Origin of the sequence: Actinoplanes regularis, from assembly GCF_900188005.1 — a bacterium.
Lineage (GTDB): Bacteria > Actinomycetota > Actinomycetes > Mycobacteriales > Micromonosporaceae > Actinoplanes > Actinoplanes regularis.
The window spans coordinates 143,824-160,867 of the sequence record NZ_FZNR01000016.1; the positions used below are offsets into that span (position 1 = coordinate 143,824).

12 protein-coding genes and 1 riboswitch are annotated in these 17,044 nt (G+C 72.2%); of the genes, 2 read left to right on the forward strand and 10 right to left on the reverse strand.

Translation table 11 applies throughout. From position 1 onward, the window contains the following. Nucleotide 1 precedes the first annotated feature (1 nt). Genes CHC09_RS32450 through CHC09_RS32460 form a run of 3 tightly spaced genes read right to left on the reverse strand, consistent with a single transcriptional unit; the run spans nt 2 to nt 5,820 of the window. Nucleotides 2-2,248 (reverse strand): glycoside hydrolase domain-containing protein, encoded by a 2,247-nt coding sequence (locus tag CHC09_RS32450; protein ID WP_179277374.1) that lies wholly within the window; start codon nt 2,246-2,248, stop codon nt 2-4. 41 nt (nt 2,249-2,289) lie between these two features. Further along, nucleotides 2,290-4,539: a putative bifunctional diguanylate cyclase/phosphodiesterase gene (locus CHC09_RS32455; RefSeq protein WP_089297065.1), complete on the reverse strand. Its 2,250-nt coding sequence runs from the start codon at nt 4,537-4,539 to the stop codon at nt 2,290-2,292. 54 nt (nt 4,540-4,593) lie between these two features. Next, nucleotides 4,594-5,820, reverse strand: a complete 1,227-nt coding sequence (locus CHC09_RS32460; protein WP_089297066.1) for an aminotransferase class V-fold PLP-dependent enzyme — start codon at nt 5,818-5,820, stop codon at nt 4,594-4,596. 33 nt (nt 5,821-5,853) lie between these two features. Further along, a riboswitch (SAM riboswitch) is annotated at nt 5,854-5,968 on the reverse strand. 148 nt (nt 5,969-6,116) lie between these two features. Here CHC09_RS32460 and CHC09_RS32465 point away from each other — a divergent pair. Beyond that, a complete protein-coding gene (locus tag CHC09_RS32465) occupies nt 6,117-6,890 on the forward strand; it encodes a DUF1684 domain-containing protein (RefSeq protein ID WP_089297067.1) in 774 nt (257 codons plus the stop codon). 9 nt (nt 6,891-6,899) lie between these two features. Next, nucleotides 6,900-8,003: a M20 family metallopeptidase gene (locus CHC09_RS32470; protein WP_089297068.1), complete on the forward strand. Its 1,104-nt coding sequence runs from the start codon at nt 6,900-6,902 to the stop codon at nt 8,001-8,003. Between the two features lie 21 nt (nt 8,004-8,024). On the opposite strand, the gene CHC09_RS32475 is transcribed toward CHC09_RS32470, so the two are convergent. The 7 genes from CHC09_RS32475 to CHC09_RS32505 form a co-directional block, all read right to left on the reverse strand. Continuing rightward, nucleotides 8,025-8,690, reverse strand: coding sequence for an HDIG domain-containing metalloprotein (locus CHC09_RS32475; RefSeq protein ID WP_089297110.1), 666 nt, complete (start codon nt 8,688-8,690; stop codon nt 8,025-8,027). Between the two features lie 120 nt (nt 8,691-8,810). After that, entirely contained in the window at nt 8,811-9,134 is a 324-nt protein-coding gene (locus tag CHC09_RS32480) for a hypothetical protein (protein WP_089297069.1), read from the reverse strand. 118 nt (nt 9,135-9,252) lie between these two features. Next, the gene (locus tag CHC09_RS32485; RefSeq protein WP_089297070.1) at nt 9,253-10,464 is read right to left on the reverse strand and encodes an MFS transporter; all 1,212 of its coding nucleotides are present in this window, start codon (nt 10,462-10,464) and stop codon (nt 9,253-9,255) included. 129 nt (nt 10,465-10,593) lie between these two features. Further along, nucleotides 10,594-12,420, reverse strand: a complete 1,827-nt coding sequence (locus tag CHC09_RS32490) for a hypothetical protein (RefSeq protein ID WP_089297071.1) — start codon at nt 12,418-12,420, stop codon at nt 10,594-10,596. A 175-nt stretch (nt 12,421-12,595) separates the two neighbouring features. Beyond that, on the reverse strand, nt 12,596-14,953 hold the full coding sequence (locus tag CHC09_RS32495; protein ID WP_373871984.1) for a transglutaminase TgpA family protein: 2,358 nt from the start codon (nt 14,951-14,953) through the stop codon (nt 12,596-12,598). Then, nucleotides 14,943-16,055 (reverse strand): DUF58 domain-containing protein, encoded by a 1,113-nt coding sequence (locus CHC09_RS32500; protein ID WP_089297073.1) that lies wholly within the window; start codon nt 16,053-16,055, stop codon nt 14,943-14,945. The genes CHC09_RS32495 and CHC09_RS32500 overlap by 11 nt, the downstream gene beginning before the upstream one ends. Then, entirely contained in the window at nt 16,052-17,026 is a 975-nt protein-coding gene (locus tag CHC09_RS32505) for an AAA family ATPase (RefSeq protein WP_089297074.1), read from the reverse strand. The genes CHC09_RS32500 and CHC09_RS32505 overlap by 4 nt, the downstream gene beginning before the upstream one ends. Nucleotides 17,027-17,044 lie beyond the last annotated feature (18 nt).

Sequence of the window (17,044 nt, forward strand, 5' to 3'; positions counted from 1 at the left end):
GTCATTCCTTAGATGTCGCAGGGGGTTTGGCGAGGCTGAAGGAGTGGGACGGCGGACGGATCCGGTTTCCCCACGTCGATGGTTCGGGGCCGAGCCTGAGGTGCAGGCGGCCGCCGCGATGCACGTCCGTCGCGGACAGATGCGTCGAGTGCAGCGGTTTTCCGTTGAGGGTGGCGGACTGGACGTATTGGGCGGGCGGGTCCAGGTCGAGGCCGTCGACGCCGATCGGTGTCTCGCGGTGCCCGCTTGTCTCGATGATGAACTCCTCGTCCCCGACGCGCAGCGCCGCCCGGGCGAAAGCCGGAGTGTTCACCAGGAAGATGCTTTGGCCGGCGACCGGGAACAGGCCGAGCGACGCCCAGACGTACCAGGCGCTCAGGCCGCCGGAGTCGTCGTTGCCCGGCAGGCCGCCGGGGCCGGTGCCGAACTGCCAGGTCAGTGCGGAGTGGACGATCTCGGCGGTACGGTCGGGGCGCCCGGCGTAGTGGTAGGCCCAGGGCGCCTCCATGTCCGGCTCGTTGTTCAGGCCCTCGAAGCGGTTGAGGGCGTAGCCGGTGGCCATCTCGGTCGGCTGCGGGTTGGTTCCGGGTTGTTTGACCGGTTGCGCGCCATAGCCGAAGAATCGGTCGAGTTTGTCGATGAAGCCCTTGTCTCCGCCGGACATCTCGATCCGGGCGGCCATGTCGTGCAGCAGCCGGAACGAGTAGTTCCACTTGCCGCCCTCGTAGAACTCCGAGTCGCGCAGCAGGCCGGTGGACGGGTCGAACGCGTTCACCCACTGGTGGCTGCGGCGTTCGAGGTCGTCGGCGAGTCGCCGGTCGTTGAGCGCGCGGGCGACCTTGGCGGTGGCGTGGTGGGCGTACGCCAGGTCGAGGGTGTGCGTGATCGGATGGACCAGGCCGTGCTCGAAGAAGTCCTCGCCGTACATCCGGCGCAGGTCGTCGACCATGTGCACGAGCGCCCAGCCCCAGTCGACGCCGTTGCGGCCGAGCGCGTGCGCGTCGGCGATCGCGGTGTGCGCCAGCGCGGACGCCTGCCGGAAGAACCGGTCGGCGCCGCGGGCCATGCGGTAGCCGATCGGGAAGTTTCCCTCCTCCTCGCAGACCCGGATGAGCGACTCGAGCAGGTCCATGGCACGGTCCGGGGCGATCGCCTGCAGCAGCGGGATCTGCGTCTTGTAGATGTCCCACATGGTGCAGATGTCGAACGCGTACGGGCCGGAGCTGGGCCAGAACGGGCTCTCGTCGTCGGCGAAGCACGGCTTGATCAGCGAGTGGTAGAGCGCGGTCGCCATCACCGTGCGCCGGGCCGGGGTGCCGCCCTCGACCTGGACCCGGTCGATGTGGTCACGCCAGCGCTCGCGGGTGCCGGCGCGGACGGTCTCGAAGGCCGATTCGGAGGTGCCGCACTCCCGGTGCAGGTTCTCCTTGGCCTGCTCACAGCCGCGCAGCGAGAAGCCCATCCGGACCTCGATGGTCTGCCCGGCGCGGGCCGAGCCCATGAAGAGCAGGCCGAACGGGCGCAGCGTGGTGTGCCGGATGCTGTCGAAGTCGAGCCGGGTGCCGCCCGGGATGAGGCGCCGGTCGTACCAGAGCATCTGCCGCCAGCCGGGGGTGTCCGCCTCCAGGTAGACCGAGAGCGGCACGCCCTCCATCACGACGGTGCCCTGCGCGCGGCCGCGGCCCATGCTCTCCACCTGGGCGCGCAGCGGAACGGTGCGCCCCAGGTCGATCGCCAGGCCACCGCAGGAGAGGTCGATCACGACCCGGGCGCTGTGGTGGTCGGGGAAGGTGAACCGGTGTACGGCAACCTTCTCCCCCACGGTGATCTCGCAGCGCACCCCGGTGTCGAGGTTCGCGGCGTAGTAGCCGGGTTCGGCGCGTTCGTCGTGCAGCGCCCAGGACTGGCCGAGATCGTCCAGCGGCTGGACCATCGGGGTCACGCGCACATAGTTGTAATACTTTCGAATCGCGCCGGTTCCGGACTGCTGGAAATGGGTGAAGCCGGAGGCCTCGGTACGTTCGAACATCTCCTCGGGCACGCCCTCGGTGTTCTTCGCGTACCGGCCGTAGCCGGTCGGGTAGGCGCCCGAGTAGGCGCAGGCGGAGACCATGCCCAGGGGCGAGGTCGCGCCGGGGTGGGTATTGCCCACCTGCGGTTTGGGCCACCACCAGGTGGCGGCCAGACCGTGTGCTCGAGGCAGGTCGGTCGCCGCGGTGCCGATGAAGGGATCAACGTTGTCCAGGATGGCGGGACTCTAACCGGCCAAAGGCCCACCTGTGGTTTCAATCAGGTGAACTGCGCCAGTGGAGTGACACACTTCCGGTTGATCAACATCGCCTGGAACTCCTCCGGCGGCTGCGGCTCGCTGAAGAAATAGCCCTGCACGGCCGGACAGCCGGCCGCCCGCAACGCCTCCCAGTCGGCCATCTCCTCGACGCCCTCGGCGATCGTCGACATGCCCAGCGACCGGGCCAGCCACAGGACCGCCGAGATGATCGACGCCTTGCGCTGGTCCTCGGCGAGACCGGCGACGAACGAACGGTCCAGTTTCACCACATCGGCGGGGACCGACTTGAGCCAGGTCAACGAGCTGTAGCCGGTGCCGAAATCGTCCAGCGCGATCCGCACGCCGAGCCGCTTGATGGTGGCCAGCCGCTCGCCGACGTCGACCGTCGAGGCCAGCACCGCGGTCTCGGTGATCTCCAGGACCAGGCGGGACGGGTCCAGCTCGGGATGCTCGGCGAGCAGGCCGGCCAGCATCGGCACGAAGCCGGGGTCGGCCAGTTGGCGGGGGCTGACATTGACCGACACGTAGCCCAGGTGGCTGGACCAGTAGAGCAGGTGGTCGAAGGCGGAGCGCAGCACGTGCTCGCCGAGCGCCACGATCAGGCCGGTCTCCTCGGCGGCGCCGATGAAGTGGAACGGGCTGAGGATCTTCCCGTCCGGCAGGCGCATCCGGACCAGGGCTTCGGCGCCGACGATCTGCCCGTTGACGGTGGAAACCACCGGCTGGAACCAGAGCGGCAGCGTCCACGGTAGGTGGCCGGTGAGCGCCTGGCGCAAGCGGGCCTCGGCGGCCAGGCGCTCGCGCACCGATACCCGCATGTCCTCGGTGAACACCTCGAGACGGTTGCCGCCGGCCCGCTTGGCCGCGTACATCGCGGTGTCGGCGGCCAGGACGACGTCGTCGGCGTGCTCGGCGCCGTGCCCGGACGCGGCGCCGACGCTGATCGAGATCGGCAGCGGGTTGTCACCGACGTCCAGCGGCTCGCTCATCGCGGCCAGAATCTCCTGGCCCAGCAGCGGGCCGGAGGTGGACGGACCGGCCACGGCCACGGCGAACTCGTCGCCGCCGAGCCGGGCCAGCAGCGCGCCGAGTGGCGCCACCCGGGTCAGCCGGGCGGCCAGAGCGCGCAGCACCTCGTCGCCGGTGGCGTGACCGGAGCCGTTGTTGACCGATTTGAAGCGGTCCACGCCGAGGTAGATCACGCTGACCGGGGTCCGGCCGCGCAGCATCACGGCCAGGTCCTGTTCGAACGCCTTGCGGGACAGCAGCCCGGTCAGCGAGTCGTGCCGCACCTGACGGCGCAGCTCCTCCTCATGGTTACGGACGCTGGTGACGTCCTGGCAATGCGCGAAGATGAACCGCAGCCGGCCCTGCCTGTCACGCAGCGGCGTGGTGTGCAACTGCACCCAGATCAGCGAGCCGTCGTCGATGCGCCGGAACCGCCGGACCATGGTGAGCGGCTCCGGGGAGGCCATCACTCGCTCCAGGACACTGCTCTCCGGGGCGACCGGCACGAGTGGCAGGTCGCGTACCGAGAAATCCGCCGGAAGCTCGTCCGGCAGCCGCAACCACTGCCGGAAGGCGGCGTTGCCGCGCAGCAGCCGGCCGTCGGGCGCGAACATCGCCATCGGCGTCGGTGTCTCGTCGAAGGCGATGCTGAGCTGTGCCTGGCTCTCCTCCAGGTTGTCCGCGGCCCGGCGCTCCTCGGCCTCGGTCAGGTGCCAGTAGACCGCCTGGAAGCCGGCCGCCAGCAGTACCGCGAAGCCGTGCAGCAGCGCCCAGAACAGCGGGTGCGTTCTCGCCGAGTCGTGGTCGTAGGTGTGCGCGCCGTTCAGCATCCCGAACACCCCGTGGTGCAGGATCGTGGCGACCAGGAACGCCCCGAACGGCGCCCAGTCGCGGTAGAGGGCGAGCGCGGCGATGGCGATGAAGAACGCGAAGTGCGCCTCGGTGAGGCCGTTGTTGAGCGAGACGAAGCCGGCGCAGGCGATCGTGAAGCCGATCGCGACACAGACCGAGCGCAGCCGCCGGTTCCGCAGCAGGGTGCCGGCCACCACGGTGGGCAGCACCAGCAGGTCGATCCAGAGCAGCGCGGCGTTCTGGTGCCGTAGCGCTCCGAACACGGTCGACGCGACCACGAAGACGGCAAGTAGCACGGTCAGCAACCGGTGCCGTCCGGCCCAGTCCTCGTCGCGCAGGCCACCGCCGGCCGGAAGCCGGTCTCGCAGCCGGATCAGCCAGGTCCCCATGGCAGGAGGATCGGGTGCGTGCCGCCGAACCCGCAGGTTCCGCTCGGTAGCTTCTCAGTTGCGAAGCACCGCGGCCAGGGCGGTCACGAACCTGTCGATCTCCTCGGTGGTGCTGCCGAGGCCGAAGCTGGCACGCAGCAGACCGGTGCCGGCCGTGCCACAGGACTCCGAGTTCTCGGTGGAGAGCAGCCTCCGCACGAGCGGGTGGGCACAGAACTGCCCGGCACGCACGCCGATGCCGTGCTCCCGGCCCAGCCGGCGTGCGACCTCGGCCGGATCATGGCCGGGCAGAGCGAGCGAGACGATGCCGACCCGAGGGTGATCGGGCCCGAAGAGGCTCACCTCCCGCGCCTGCGGAACGTCGCGCAGACCCTCGCGCAGGCGCGCGAGAAGCTCCTGCTCATGGCGGTGCAGAGCGTCGCGGTCGGCGATCAGCAGGGCCGCGCAGACCGCGGCGAGCGCGGCGGCGCCGAGCAGGTTGGGGGTGCCGCCCTCGTGCCGGGCCGGGCCGTCGGCCCAGGTCAGCTCGCCGGTACGGTCGCCGACCGTGGCGCTGGCACCGCCACCGAGGAGGTACGGGGCGGCGGCGTCGAGCCAGTCCGAGCGCCCGACGAGCACGCCCGCGCCGAAGGGCGCGTACAGCTTGTGCCCGGAGAACGCGAGGTAGTCGGCGCCGAGCTCGCCCAGCGAGACGGGGTGATGCGGCGCCAGCTGGGCGGCGTCGACGATCACCCGGACGCCGTACGCGTGGGCGACCTCGGCCAGTTCACGGACCGGCCAGACCTCACCGGTCACGTTGCGGGCCCCGGTGACGGTCAGCACCGCCGGACCGTCGACCTCCGCGAGAGCCGCCTCGAGGGCCGCCACCGCGGCCTCCGGTGTCGGCGGGGCCGCCAGGCGCAGTGGGTTCGGCCAGGGCAGCAGGTTCGCGTGATGCTCGCCGTCGAACAGGATCGTCGTGGTTCCCGGCGGCAGCGCGCGGGCCAGCAGGTTCAGCGCGTCGGTGGTGTTCCGCGTGAAGATCACCTGGTCGCCGGGGCGGGCGCCGGCGAACTCGGCCACCACGTCCCTGGCCACCTCGTAGGCTACGGTCGAGGTCTGTGAGCGCACTCCCGTGCCCCGGTGCACGCTGCCGTACCGTGGCAGCAGCTCGGCCACCGCCTGCGCGGCGGCCTCCGCGCAGGGTGCCGACGCGGCGTAGTCGAGATGCGCGAAACGGACCGTCTCGCCGCTGGGAAGTTCGGTCTTCAGGTCGTCGCCGATGATGTCAAGAGCCGACATGGCATGCCTCCGCCGAGGTCAAGGACCCCACCGGGTCCGCGCTTGCCGTCGTCGATCGACGCCGGCCCGGTCCTCACCCGGGGCACCCCATCGCGAACGCAAGGGTTGCCGGTCAGCGAGCCGGGGCTTGTCGCTGACACTCATGACCTGCGACGAAGTTAGCAGACGTCACAGGCGTACGCCATATCCCAGCATCGGAGTAGGGAATAGAGTCCATTCATGAGCGAGCTTGCGAGCGAATCGGTCAACTCAGTCAAAAGCCCATGGCGACGCCGGAGCGCAGCGGAGGTGGCGGCATGAGCGGCTTTGAGCAGCAGTGGGCGCACTGGCACGACGAGCACGAGAAACGGCGGGCCGCCCCGCACGGGTTCCTGGCGATCACCGGCCTGCACTGGCTGGACGAGACCCCGCAGCGGTTCCCCGACGCGCCCGGCGAGTGGCGCACCGGGCCGGACGGCGTGGTCGTGACCCTGGCGCCCGGTGAGGAACTCGACGGTATCCCGGCCGGGGAACACCGGTTCGGCCCGATCGAGGAGGGGAAGGACGTCACGGTGGGCTACCAGGACGCGGTTCTGGAGGTGGCCCGGCGCGGCGGGCACGACGTGCTGCGGCCACGGCACCCCACGCACGAGACGCGGGTGAAGTACCTGGGCACGCCCGCCTACACGCCCGATGAGAAGTGGGCGGTCGCCGGGCGGTTCGTGCCGTTCGACGCGCCGGAGCCGATCACCGTGGGCTCGGTCGCGGAGGGCCTGGAGCACGTCTACGAGTCGCCGGGGCGGGTCGAGTTCAGCGTGGGTGGCCAGGACCTGTCGCTGACCGCGTTCAACGGGGGCACGCCGGGATCACTCTTCGTGCTCTTCACCGACGCGACGTCGGGCATCACGACGTACCCGGCGAACCGGAGCCTGGCCGTCGCCGCGCCCGGACCGGACGGGTCGGTGGTGCTGGACTTCAACCGGGCGACGAACCTCCCGTGCGCGTACACCGAGTTCGCGACCTGCCCGCTGCCGCCCGCCGGGAACCGGCTCCCGATCGCGGTCGAGGCGGGTGAGCAACTGCCCCGCTAGTTTGCGTGTATGGATGAACTGCTCGCGCCCGCCGAGGCCCTGATCGGCATCCGTTCCACCGCTGACCGGCCCGGTGAGCTGCACCGGGCCCTCGGCCTGACGCTCGACCTGGTCGGGCCGGGCTTCGACGTCCGTCGTTTCGAGTCCCGTGGCAAGCCCAGCGTGCTCGTCACCCACCCCGACCGGCCCGGCCAGCCCCGGGTGATCCTGAACGGACACCTGGACGTGGTTCCCGGCACGCCGGACCAGTTCCGGGCCCGGCGGGAGGGTGACCGGCTCTACGGGCGGGGCACGCACGACATGAAGGTGGCGGCCCTGGTGCTGGCCACCGTCTTCCGCACGCTGGCCGCCGAACTGCCGTACCCGATCGCGTTACAGCTGGTGACCGACGAGGAGGTGGGCGGCTTCGACGGAACCGGGCACCAGGTCGCGCAGGGCGTCCGCGGCGATTTCGTGATCATCGGGGAGCAGAGCGGGCTGCGGGTGGTGACCGAGTCCAAGGGCCTGGTGCGGGCACGACTGATCGCTTCCGGGCAGACAGCCCACGCGGCCTACCCGTGGCTCGGATCGAACGCGCTGCTGACCGTGATCGCGGCGGTCGAGCGGCTGCTCGGGCACTATCCACTTCCGGCCGCCGAAGCCTGGGCGACAACGGTCAACCTGGCCCGTATCGAGACCACCAACGAGGCGGTCAACCAGGTTCCGGCGGACGCGACCGCCTGGCTCGACATCCGCTATCCGCCGGAGGACACCGCCCTCACCGGCCGCTCCCCCGACGAGATCGCCGCCCATCTGCGGGCGGTCATCGATCCCACGGGCACCGAGCCGGCGCTGGAGGTGCTGGTGGAGTCGGTGGGGACACCGCACCGTGCCGATCCGGCGAGCGCCGGGGTGCGTGGGCTGCGGGAGGCGATCCGGGCCGGCGGTCACCCCGGGTCGCTGCTCCGCAAGCACGGGGCGGCCGACAGCCGCTTCTACTTCCCGCTCGGCATCGACGCCGTCATTTTCGGACCGACCGGCGACGGCCAGCACGGCCCGTCGGAGTACGTCGAGATCAGCTCCCTGCGGCCCTACCACGACGCGCTTTCGCGCTTTCTGAAATCAACCCCATGACGCCTGTCTCGTACGTCGTTCTCAGGGGAGGGCACCGGCTTCCGTGAAGGAGAGCAGGTATTCGACGCGGCGGGCGATGGCGCGCAGGTAAGGGCCGCGATCGGCGTCGACCCGCGCGTTCCAGGAGCATGGGCCGTGCCGGTGGAGCATCTCGGCGTAACGGGACGCCGGGTCGACGCGGGCGCCGTCCGGGCCGACGGTCTGGTCGGCGTAGGTGAGGGCGTCGGCCAGAACCGTGCGCTCGTCGGGGTAGACGGCCAGCGCCTCGCTCAGGCCACGGGCGGCGGCGACGAAACGGGCGCCGGAGTGGTAGGCGACCAGGCCGGCGACGCGGACCGGCCAGCCGCCGCGGGTCAGGTGGTCGGCGCCGTCCAGCGGGTGGAAGCCGGTGACAACGGTGCGCTCGGCGTAGCCGATGTCGTGCAGCCAAGCGGCTGCGGTGAGCAGATCGGCGTCGACACCGAGCGGGGCGGCGAGGCCGGCCGCGCGCTCGGCGACGCCCCGGGTGTGCAGCCAACGGTCGCCCATCTCACCCAGCAGGGACTCGGCGAGCAGCCGGGCGGCGGTGGTCAGCGGACCCGCCGGAGCCGAGGCCGGGGACGACGGGAGCAGGCGGGTGAGTGGGTCGAGCGGGTCCGGCGAGGTGACGGGATCGTGGGATGCGTGGAGCAGGCCGGGAGCCGTCATCGCCGGATCGTAGGCCACCGATGGTGAACGGAGAGCGAACACGGCATGATCGCCCCTTGAATCAACGGGCCCCACCGCGTACGTACCACATAGGGATCTTGAATTTGCCGTTGTGGGCGGTCAGCAGATCCCGCGGACGCGCTGGCGCGGGAGGCCCGCGGCGGTGAGCCGGTCGGCCAGCGAGACGGTCGCGTTGTGGATGAAGACCGCGACCTGATGATCATCGCCCAGGTCGCAGGCGGCCACGACCGACCCGAGATTGATCGGATCGAGCTCCGGGGAGTCGGCCAGGTCGACGATCAGCCGCAGCGGGCGGACCCGCCGGACCGTGTGCACCAGCAGCTGGCGCAGCTCCACCGCGTCGTCCGCGCCGATCGAGCCGTGCGGGTGGATCACCACGCTGCCGTCCGTACCGGTACGGACCTCCAGCACCGAACCACGCATCGGATCGCCCTTCGTTCCCGTTGCGTTCAGCCTTCCGCCCACCATTCCTCCAGCGAACCAACGGACCATGTCGATCGGGTGAACGAAAAACGACACCCCGCCCGATGACACGATCGGGTCAACGGACCGCGGCGACCGGACGGCGGTCGAGGGCGAAGCTCCCGGCGGCCAGCACCAGACCGCCGGCCGCCAGGGCGACTCCGGTCCAGGCCGGCGCCAGGTAGCCGTAGCCTCGGGCGATCACCAGGCCGCCGAGCGCGGCGCCCAGGCTGTTGGCCAGGTTCATCGCGGACTGGTTGACCGCGGCACCCATCAGCTGGGCGCCCGGCGCCACCATGATCAACCGGGCCTGCAGCGCGGGCCCGAGGAACAGGCTGGCCGCCGCGACCAGGAACGCCGAGAGGAACAGCCCGACCGCCGAGTCCACGGTCAGCGCGAAGATCACCAGCGTGACGATGACGCAGGCGAATCCGGACAGGGTGGCCCGGCCCAGGTTCCGGTCGGCGAGCCAGCCGCCCAGCGCGTTGCCCACGGTCATCCCGAGCCCGACCGCGACCAGCACCCACGGCACGACACCCGCGGACAGGCCGGTCACCTCGGTGGTCACCGGGGCGATGTAACTGTCCATCGCGAAGAAACCGGCGAAACCGATCGCGGCGGTCAGCGCCACCAGCCACACCTGCGGCTGGAGCAGGGCACGCAACTCGGCGCCGATCGAGGCCCCGGCCGCCATCGGCACCTCCGGCACGACGGCCAGCACCGCGAAGAGGGCGAGCAGGAAGACGGCGGCGATCACGAGGTACGCCACCCGCCAGCCGGCCTGCTGACCGATGAGAGTGATCACCGGGACGCCGGCGACGTTGGAGAGGGTGAGACCGCCGAGCACGACGGCGAAGCCGCGCGCCTCGCTGCCCGGCCCCATCAGGGTGGCGGCGAGCAGGCCGGCCGCGCCGAAGTAGGCGCCGTGCGGCAGCGCCGCCACGAACCGGCCGGCCAGCACCAGGCCGAAGGTCGGGGCGATCGCCGAGGCCACGGTGCCCGCGGTGAAGAGCGCGAGCAGGGCGAGAACGAGCCGCTTGCGCGGCATCCGGGCGGAGAGCACGGCGATCAGCGGCGCGCCGACGACCACACCCAGCGCGTACATCGTGATCACCCACCCGGCCTGCGCGACCGCGTCCGCGTTCGAACGCGCCCACGCCTCCGGCAGCAGGTCCTGTGCCATGTCCGGGAGCAGGCCCATCGCGACGAACTCGGTCAGGCCGATCGCGATGCCACCCGAGGCCAGCGCCACCAGCGCGGCCCACCGCTGCCGTCCCGTCAAATGATCCACGCGGCGACCCTAGAACCCGGGAACCCCACCGCTCGTCGCGAAGTGGGGCAGCTCACGGGCCCGGGCCGGCCGGTTTCCCGACGGCGCCGGGCCTTCCCGGCGCCGTCTCACCGATTCCTTCGTACGGGGTCAGCCCTCCGCGGTTTCGTAGCCGATCTCGACGCCGTCCTGATCGGCCTGCGCCATCCAGCCCTCGAGCTGCGCGTCCTCTTCCTGCTCCGCCTGTTCGTCCTGCTCGGGGAGCTCTTGCCGGTCGCCCCGGTCCTGGTCAGCGGCCGCCTTCACGCGGTGCCGCTCCTGCTCGGCAGCCGCCTTCACGCCGTGCCGCCCCTGCTCGGCGGCCACTTTCGCACCGTGCCGGTCGTGTTCGGCGATCGCTTTCGCACCGTGCCGCTCCTGCTCGGCGGCCGATTTCGCACCGTGCCGGTCGTGCTCGAGGCGGTAGGTCGTGGAACAGTCGGCGACGTCGGCCGCGCGGCCGTAGTCGCCGACGGCCATCCCGAAGTCGCCGACGGCCACCCCGTAAGCATCGGCGGCACGACCGAAGTCGTAGCCGGTGCTCAGGGCGCCGTCCCAGACGCCGCCCGCGTTGAGGGGGAAGCTGTCGGTGTTGATCGCGGGGGCCAGATCGGCGCGCGACCCCCAGTCGGCGAAGCCACTACCGGCGCGGGTGAAGCGGTAGATCTGCGAGGCCTGGTTGCCGATGGCGGTGTCGTAACAGAGCGCCGAGCCGCCGAGCCAGTTCCTGGTGAAGCTCAGGTCGGTGACGCCGCGGAGATTACTGCAGTAGCGGTTGGCCGAGACCGGGAAGTCCAGGTCGCGGACCCAGGCCGGGCGTTGCCGGGCGGGCTGGATGACCACCGGCCGCGCGTTGTTCACCGGCCGATCGTGGACAGCCGGGCGGACCAGCTGAACACTGACCGGGCCCTGCTGGTCCGCCGGCCGGGCGAGGATCGCCGGCCGGGTGAACACCGCCGGACGCTGCTGGTCCGCCGGGCGGGCGAACACCGCCGGACGCTCGTCCTTCGCCGGCCAGCTGTGCACCGCCGGACGAATCACCTGGACATTCACCGGCCCCAGACTGGTCACCGGCCAGTTGTGGAAAGCCGGACGAACCGCCGGAACGCTGACCGGGCGCTGCTGGTTCGCCGGACGGTCGCCGATGGCCGGGTGGACGACGGCACGCGGCGGCCGGACAACGGCCGCGGCGTGCGCGGTCACAGGCTGCGCCACGAACGGCCGCTGCAGCGCCGGCGGCGGCAATACGGGCTGGGCCAGCAAGGGCAGCGGGTCGGCGCCGGGTACGGCCGGGACCGGAGAGGCGGGGCCGGTGCCCTGCGCGATCGTCGCCGGGCCGCCGAGGTTCGGGCCGCCCGCGGGCTGAGCCAGGTCGAGTCCGGGCTCCCGCACCGAGTTCTGACTCGGGTTCAGGCCCGGGTTCAGGCCGGCCGGATCGGCCACGCCCACCGCCGGGCTGTTCGCAAGCCCCAGCGGCGAGCCGCCGAGCCCTGCCCCGCCGAGGCCGGCGCCGCCGGTACCGAGGCCGCCGCCGTGAGCGAGTGCGCCGCCCGGGGCGGCGATGACGTTACCGCCGGGCCCCAGGGCTCCGATGCCACCGGTGGCCGGGGTTCCCGTGTTACCCGCGGCGCCCGTGGTGCCGCCGCCGTGCGCGCCGTGGCCGATGCCGGACGACGCCATCGGCGGCGTACCGGCCGCCGTGCCGATCCCGCCCGCCCCGTCCAAGCCGTCGATCCCGGCCAGACCCTGCTCCGCGGGGGCACCGTCGTCGGCCATGTCGGGCTGCTCCGGTCCCAGGGGCGCCCACGTCGCGCCGAGCCCCGGCAGGTCCCCCGCGAACGGCTTCTCGTCGTCTCCGCTGCACGCGGCGACGGTTATCAACAGTGCCGCCCCCAACGTGGCCCCGATCCGGCGCGGACTGATTTCGGTGCTCTGCATACGTGGGCCACTTCCCCTCCGAGGACGCCATGATCAGCATCCGGGCGGGTTCACTATTCACCGTCCAGCCCCGACGGTTCAGGCATTCGATCTTCAACCCACCCGCCCGGGCAATCCTTCCCACCCCGTGGGTGACCAGCCGAAATGACGCGTACCCCGAGTCGTTAACCGGCGGTCACCGGTGCCACCGCAGCGGCCCGGGGTGGACGGTCCACCACAGTTTCCGCCACCACGAGCGTCGTTCCCGCAACGCAGCCGCGTACGCCAGCGCCTGCGCCCCGGCCCGGTCCGCCTGCCCGGCGTCCGCGGCGCCGGGTGCGAACCCGACCGTGTTCAGCGCGCCCACCAGCTCGTCGAGCGCGGGCAGCGGATCAGCGGGCCGCTCCAGCACCCCGACCGGTCCGGCCGGTTCCGCCGCCACCGGTCTCGGCGCCGCCCGTCGCAACAGGCCGCCGGGACGTGGCGCGGGTGGCCGCGCCGCGTACTCGGCCAGCTCCGTCGCCGACAGGTGGTCCGGCACCGGCTGCCCGGCCAGCCGCAACGCGTCGGTGAACTCCAGCCAGGCACCGGTGATCCGCTGGTCCGGGCTGCCGTCGTACAGCCGCCGGGACCGCTGGCCGCGCCGCAACCGCACCACCACCAGCGCCGTGATCACCAGCAGTACCAGCAGCGACCCGGACGTCCCGCCGGCCACCACGCCCGCCGGAACACCGCCCGCGGTTCCGGCCGGCGCGGCCACCGCCGACACCGACGGCGCCGGCGTGTCCGAGGACGCCTCCTGTCGCGGCGGGGTGGTCGGCGGAGTCGTCGGTCGCGGCGTGAAGTCCTGCTCGACCGGCGTCGGGTCGTCCGTGGTCGGCATCGGATCGAACGCCACCCAGCCCAGGTCGTCGAAGAGGACCTCCGGCCACGCGATCGCGTTCCCGCCGGTGACCTCGCCGCCGGCGGCCGGTGCGTCGAATCCGACGACCACCCGGCTGGGCAGCCCGGTCAGCCGGGCGAGCAGCGCGAACGACGCCGCGAACTGCTCCGACGTGCCCTCCTGGCCGCCCTGCCCGCGCGGCCCGAAGAGGAAATACCCGAGGTTCGGGTACGCGTGCCCGCTGGGCGCGTCCGCGGTCTCCCGGTAGTGCTCGGCGAGGAAGTCCTGGATCGCCAGCGCCCGGTCGTACGCTCCGCCGTTGCCGTCCGCGAGATGCGCGGCGAGCCGCTCGACGGTTTCGGGGACGCCCGGGCCCACCGTCAGGTAGCGCTTCACCGCCTCCCCGGACGGGGACTGAGCGGTCGGCAGCATGTTCAGGTCCGGGGTCCGCACCCGCGAGGTGACCGTGTAGGTCAGCCCGCCGGCCGCCCCCTCCGGCCGGATCAACGTACCGGTGCCCGCGTCGTACGCCACCCGCGCTCCGGACAGCGCGGTCGGCGTCGCCACGGCGGGCAGCAGCCGCCCGGCCAGCCCGTCGATGGTGATCCGCGCCCGTACCTCGGAGCTCTCCGCCCCCGGCAGTGCCGGCTGCTCCGGCAGGACCCGGCCGGCGTTGCGGTACACCCCGCCGACCTTCCAGGTCACCCCGTCGTAGTCGGAGAGGACCGCGAGCCGCACCTTGACCGTCTTGCTCTTACCGGCCGGAGCCGTCTCGGGCTGGTAGCCGAAAAGCCGCTGCTTCGGCGCCAGCATCCAGCCGGAGATCCTGTTGAGCGGGCTCTCGTCCAGGTTGTCGACCCGCGGCGGTTCGACGTAGCGGCGGGGGTCGACCGGGGTCGAGGCGACCTGGCCGCTGATCCACGGACCGACCACCACCGCCAGGCCGAGCACCGCGACCAGGCCCGCGGCCGCGCCGCCCAGCGCCCGGGCCCGCACCACCCCGTCGGTGCCCTCCGGCACCGGGCTCCCGGCGGAGACCGCCAGGGCCGCCACGACCAGCGCCGCGAACCCGAGGGTGGGTCCCACGGCCGCGCCCTCGTTCGGCCCGACCACGTAGAGCGCCCCCGCGTAGAGCAGCACCGGCGTGACCATCCCGAGCAGCACCCGCCGGGCACGCACCCCGACCTCGGCCGCGGCCAGCCCGGCCAGCCAGGTGGCGATCACCGGCACGATCACGGTGTCCGGTGTGGACTCCACCGGGATCATCGCGGTGAGCAGCCGCGGGATGCCGTTGACCAGGGCGTCCCGGACCATGCTCGGGAACGGCGTGGCCGATCCGGCGTGCCCGGCGGCAACCTTCAGCGACACCGCGGTGTACAGGGCGAGCAGCACGACCGACACCGGCGCGGCGCTCCAGGACGGCAGCCGCCTGGTCGCCAGCCCCGCCCCGACCGAACCGATCGCGGCGCCGGCGACCAGCCGGAACAGCAGGTCGTCGGCGTAGATCCGGCCGAGCACCAGCCCGGCCAGGGCCAGCGTGCCGATCAGCGCGACCGGGACGACCACGGTCCGCGGGATCCTCGCCGGCAACGGCCACTTCACCACCCACGCACCCCGTCCCAGAACGCCGTCCACGGAATCCTCGCCGGCAGCGGCCGCTTCACCACCCACGCACCCCGTCCCAGGCGGCGGCGAACTCCGCGCCGTCCGCGGCCTCGATGACGATCAGCCGGTCGCCGGCCGCGACCGGCGCGGCGTCCCGGTCACCGAAAAGGGCGGCCAGCACCACCGGATACGTCCCCCGCAGCGAGCTGACCGTGCCCAGGTCCCCGCGCCCGCCCGGTCCGGTCAGGAAGACCAGGGTGTCGCCGAGCCGCTGGGCGCGCAGCCGCCGCAACGTCGCGTCCAGGTCTCCGGCGGTCAGCGCGGCCTCGGTCAGTACGTCCAGGAACGGTCCCGCCGCCACCGACGTGACCAGGTGCAACCCGACCGGCAGGTCCTCCCGGACCGCCGCGGCGACGATCGACGCGGCCGCCTCGCACGCCGACTCGAACGCCTCCGGATCCGGGTAGGAGCGCGCCCGGTCGTCGAGCAGCACCACGATCGTCGGCTCCGACGTGTCCAGCTGCTCCCGGACCATCAGTTCGCCCACCTTGGCCGAGCTGCGCCAGTGCACCCGCCGCAGCTCATCGCCGATCACGTACTCCCGCAGCGCGTCGAAGGTGATCGTGCCGTGCGGCACCTTGTCGATCCGCCCGTCGAGGCTGCGCGCCATCCCGGCCGGGGTGGCCCGGAGCAGGTGGATCCGCGGATGCACCCAGACGTTCACCACGTCGCCGTACGTCCGGTCCAGGGTGACCAGGCCGAGCGGGTCGCCCCGGGTGACCCGCAGCGGCCCGATCGGCACGATGCCCCGGCGGGTGGTCGGCACCGGGTACTCCACTGTGGTGTCCATGCCGGGCCGCAGGCGCAGCAGCGGGACGGGCACGCCGGCACCGCCGCAGCGGTCGGTGGCGATCAGGCTGGCCGCGCGCAGCCGGCTGGTGTTGCTGACGGTGAGCCGCATCCGCGCCGATTCGCCGCGGGCCACCCGGTCGGGTTCGGCGACCCGGCGGACGCCGAGGCGCGGCCGCCAGAACGCGAAGACCAACGCGCAGCCGGTCGCCATCACGGCGACCACGCCGAGCAGCGCGAGATCCGGATAGCCGAAGGTGAAGCCGGCGACGAGCAGGGCCGCCGCCGCGACCAGCAGGGCGATGCCGCGAGCGGTCACGCGCTGGCCGGCAGCGGCACCGCCACCGAGTCGATGGCGTCGGCGAGCACCTCGGCGGCGGTCACACCACGTAGCTGGGCGTCGGCGGAGAGCAGCACACGGTGCGCGAAGACCGGCTCGACCAGGGTCTTCAGATCCTCGGGCAGGACGTAGCCGCGGCCGTTGATCAGGGCGTACGCGCAGGCCGCCCGGGTCAGCGCGATCACGCCACGGGGACTGACACCGACCCGGACCTGCGGGTGGTTGCGAGTGGCGGCGGCCAGGCGTACCGCGTACGCGTAGAGCGGGTCGGCGACATGGACCTGAAGCGCCATCTTCACCATCTCGCCGATGGTGTTGGTGTCGGTGACCGGTTCGAGGTTGTCCGGCGAGCGTCCCGCGGCGCCGCGCAGCACCTCGATCTCGACCGCCTCGTCGGGGTAGCCGACCGAGAGCTTCACCAGGAAGCGGTCCAGCTGGGCCTCCGGCAGGCGGTACGTGCCGTCCATCTCGACCGGGTTCTGCGTCGCGACGACCAGGAACGGCTGCGGCACCGGGTGCGGCACACCGTCGACGGTGACCCGGCGCTCCTCCATCACCTCGAGCAGCGCCGACTGGGTCTTCGGCGACGCCCGGTTGATCTCGTCGGCGATCACGATGTTGGCGAACACCGGGCCGGGGTGGAACTCGAAGGCCCTGCTCGCCTGGTTGAAGATCGTGACGCCGGAGACGTCCGAGGGCAGCAGGTCCGGGGTGAACTGGATGCGCCGCCACTGCCCGCGGATCGACGCGGCCAGGGCCCGGGCCAGGGTGGTCTTGCCGACCCCGGGCACGTCCTCGAGCAGCACATGCCCCTGGGCGAAGAGCGCGGTCAGGGCGAGCCGGACGACCTCCGGCTTGCCCAGCACGACCGAGCCGATCCGGTCGGCGAGTTGCCCGGCGACCTGGGCGAACCCGGAGACGTACGACGAGGGCAGGGGTTCCGGGGTCACAGCGCGTTCCTCATCAGC

Coding starts and splice junctions, on each gene's coding strand:
- CHC09_RS32455 (WP_089297065.1), bottom strand. CDS start 4,539: ATGGGGACCTGGCTGATCCGGCTGCGAGACCGGCTTCCGGCCGGCGGT.
- CHC09_RS32460 (WP_089297066.1), bottom strand. CDS start 5,820: ATGTCGGCTCTTGACATCATCGGCGACGACCTGAAGACCGAACTTCCC.
- CHC09_RS32465 (WP_089297067.1), top strand. CDS start 6,117: ATGAGCGGCTTTGAGCAGCAGTGGGCGCACTGGCACGACGAGCACGAG.
- CHC09_RS32470 (WP_089297068.1), top strand. CDS start 6,900: ATGGATGAACTGCTCGCGCCCGCCGAGGCCCTGATCGGCATCCGTTCC.
- CHC09_RS32475 (WP_089297110.1), bottom strand. CDS start 8,690: ATGACGGCTCCCGGCCTGCTCCACGCATCCCACGATCCCGTCACCTCG.
- CHC09_RS32480 (WP_089297069.1), bottom strand. CDS start 9,134: ATGCGTGGTTCGGTGCTGGAGGTCCGTACCGGTACGGACGGCAGCGTG.
- CHC09_RS32490 (WP_089297071.1), bottom strand. CDS start 12,420: ATGCAGAGCACCGAAATCAGTCCGCGCCGGATCGGGGCCACGTTGGGG.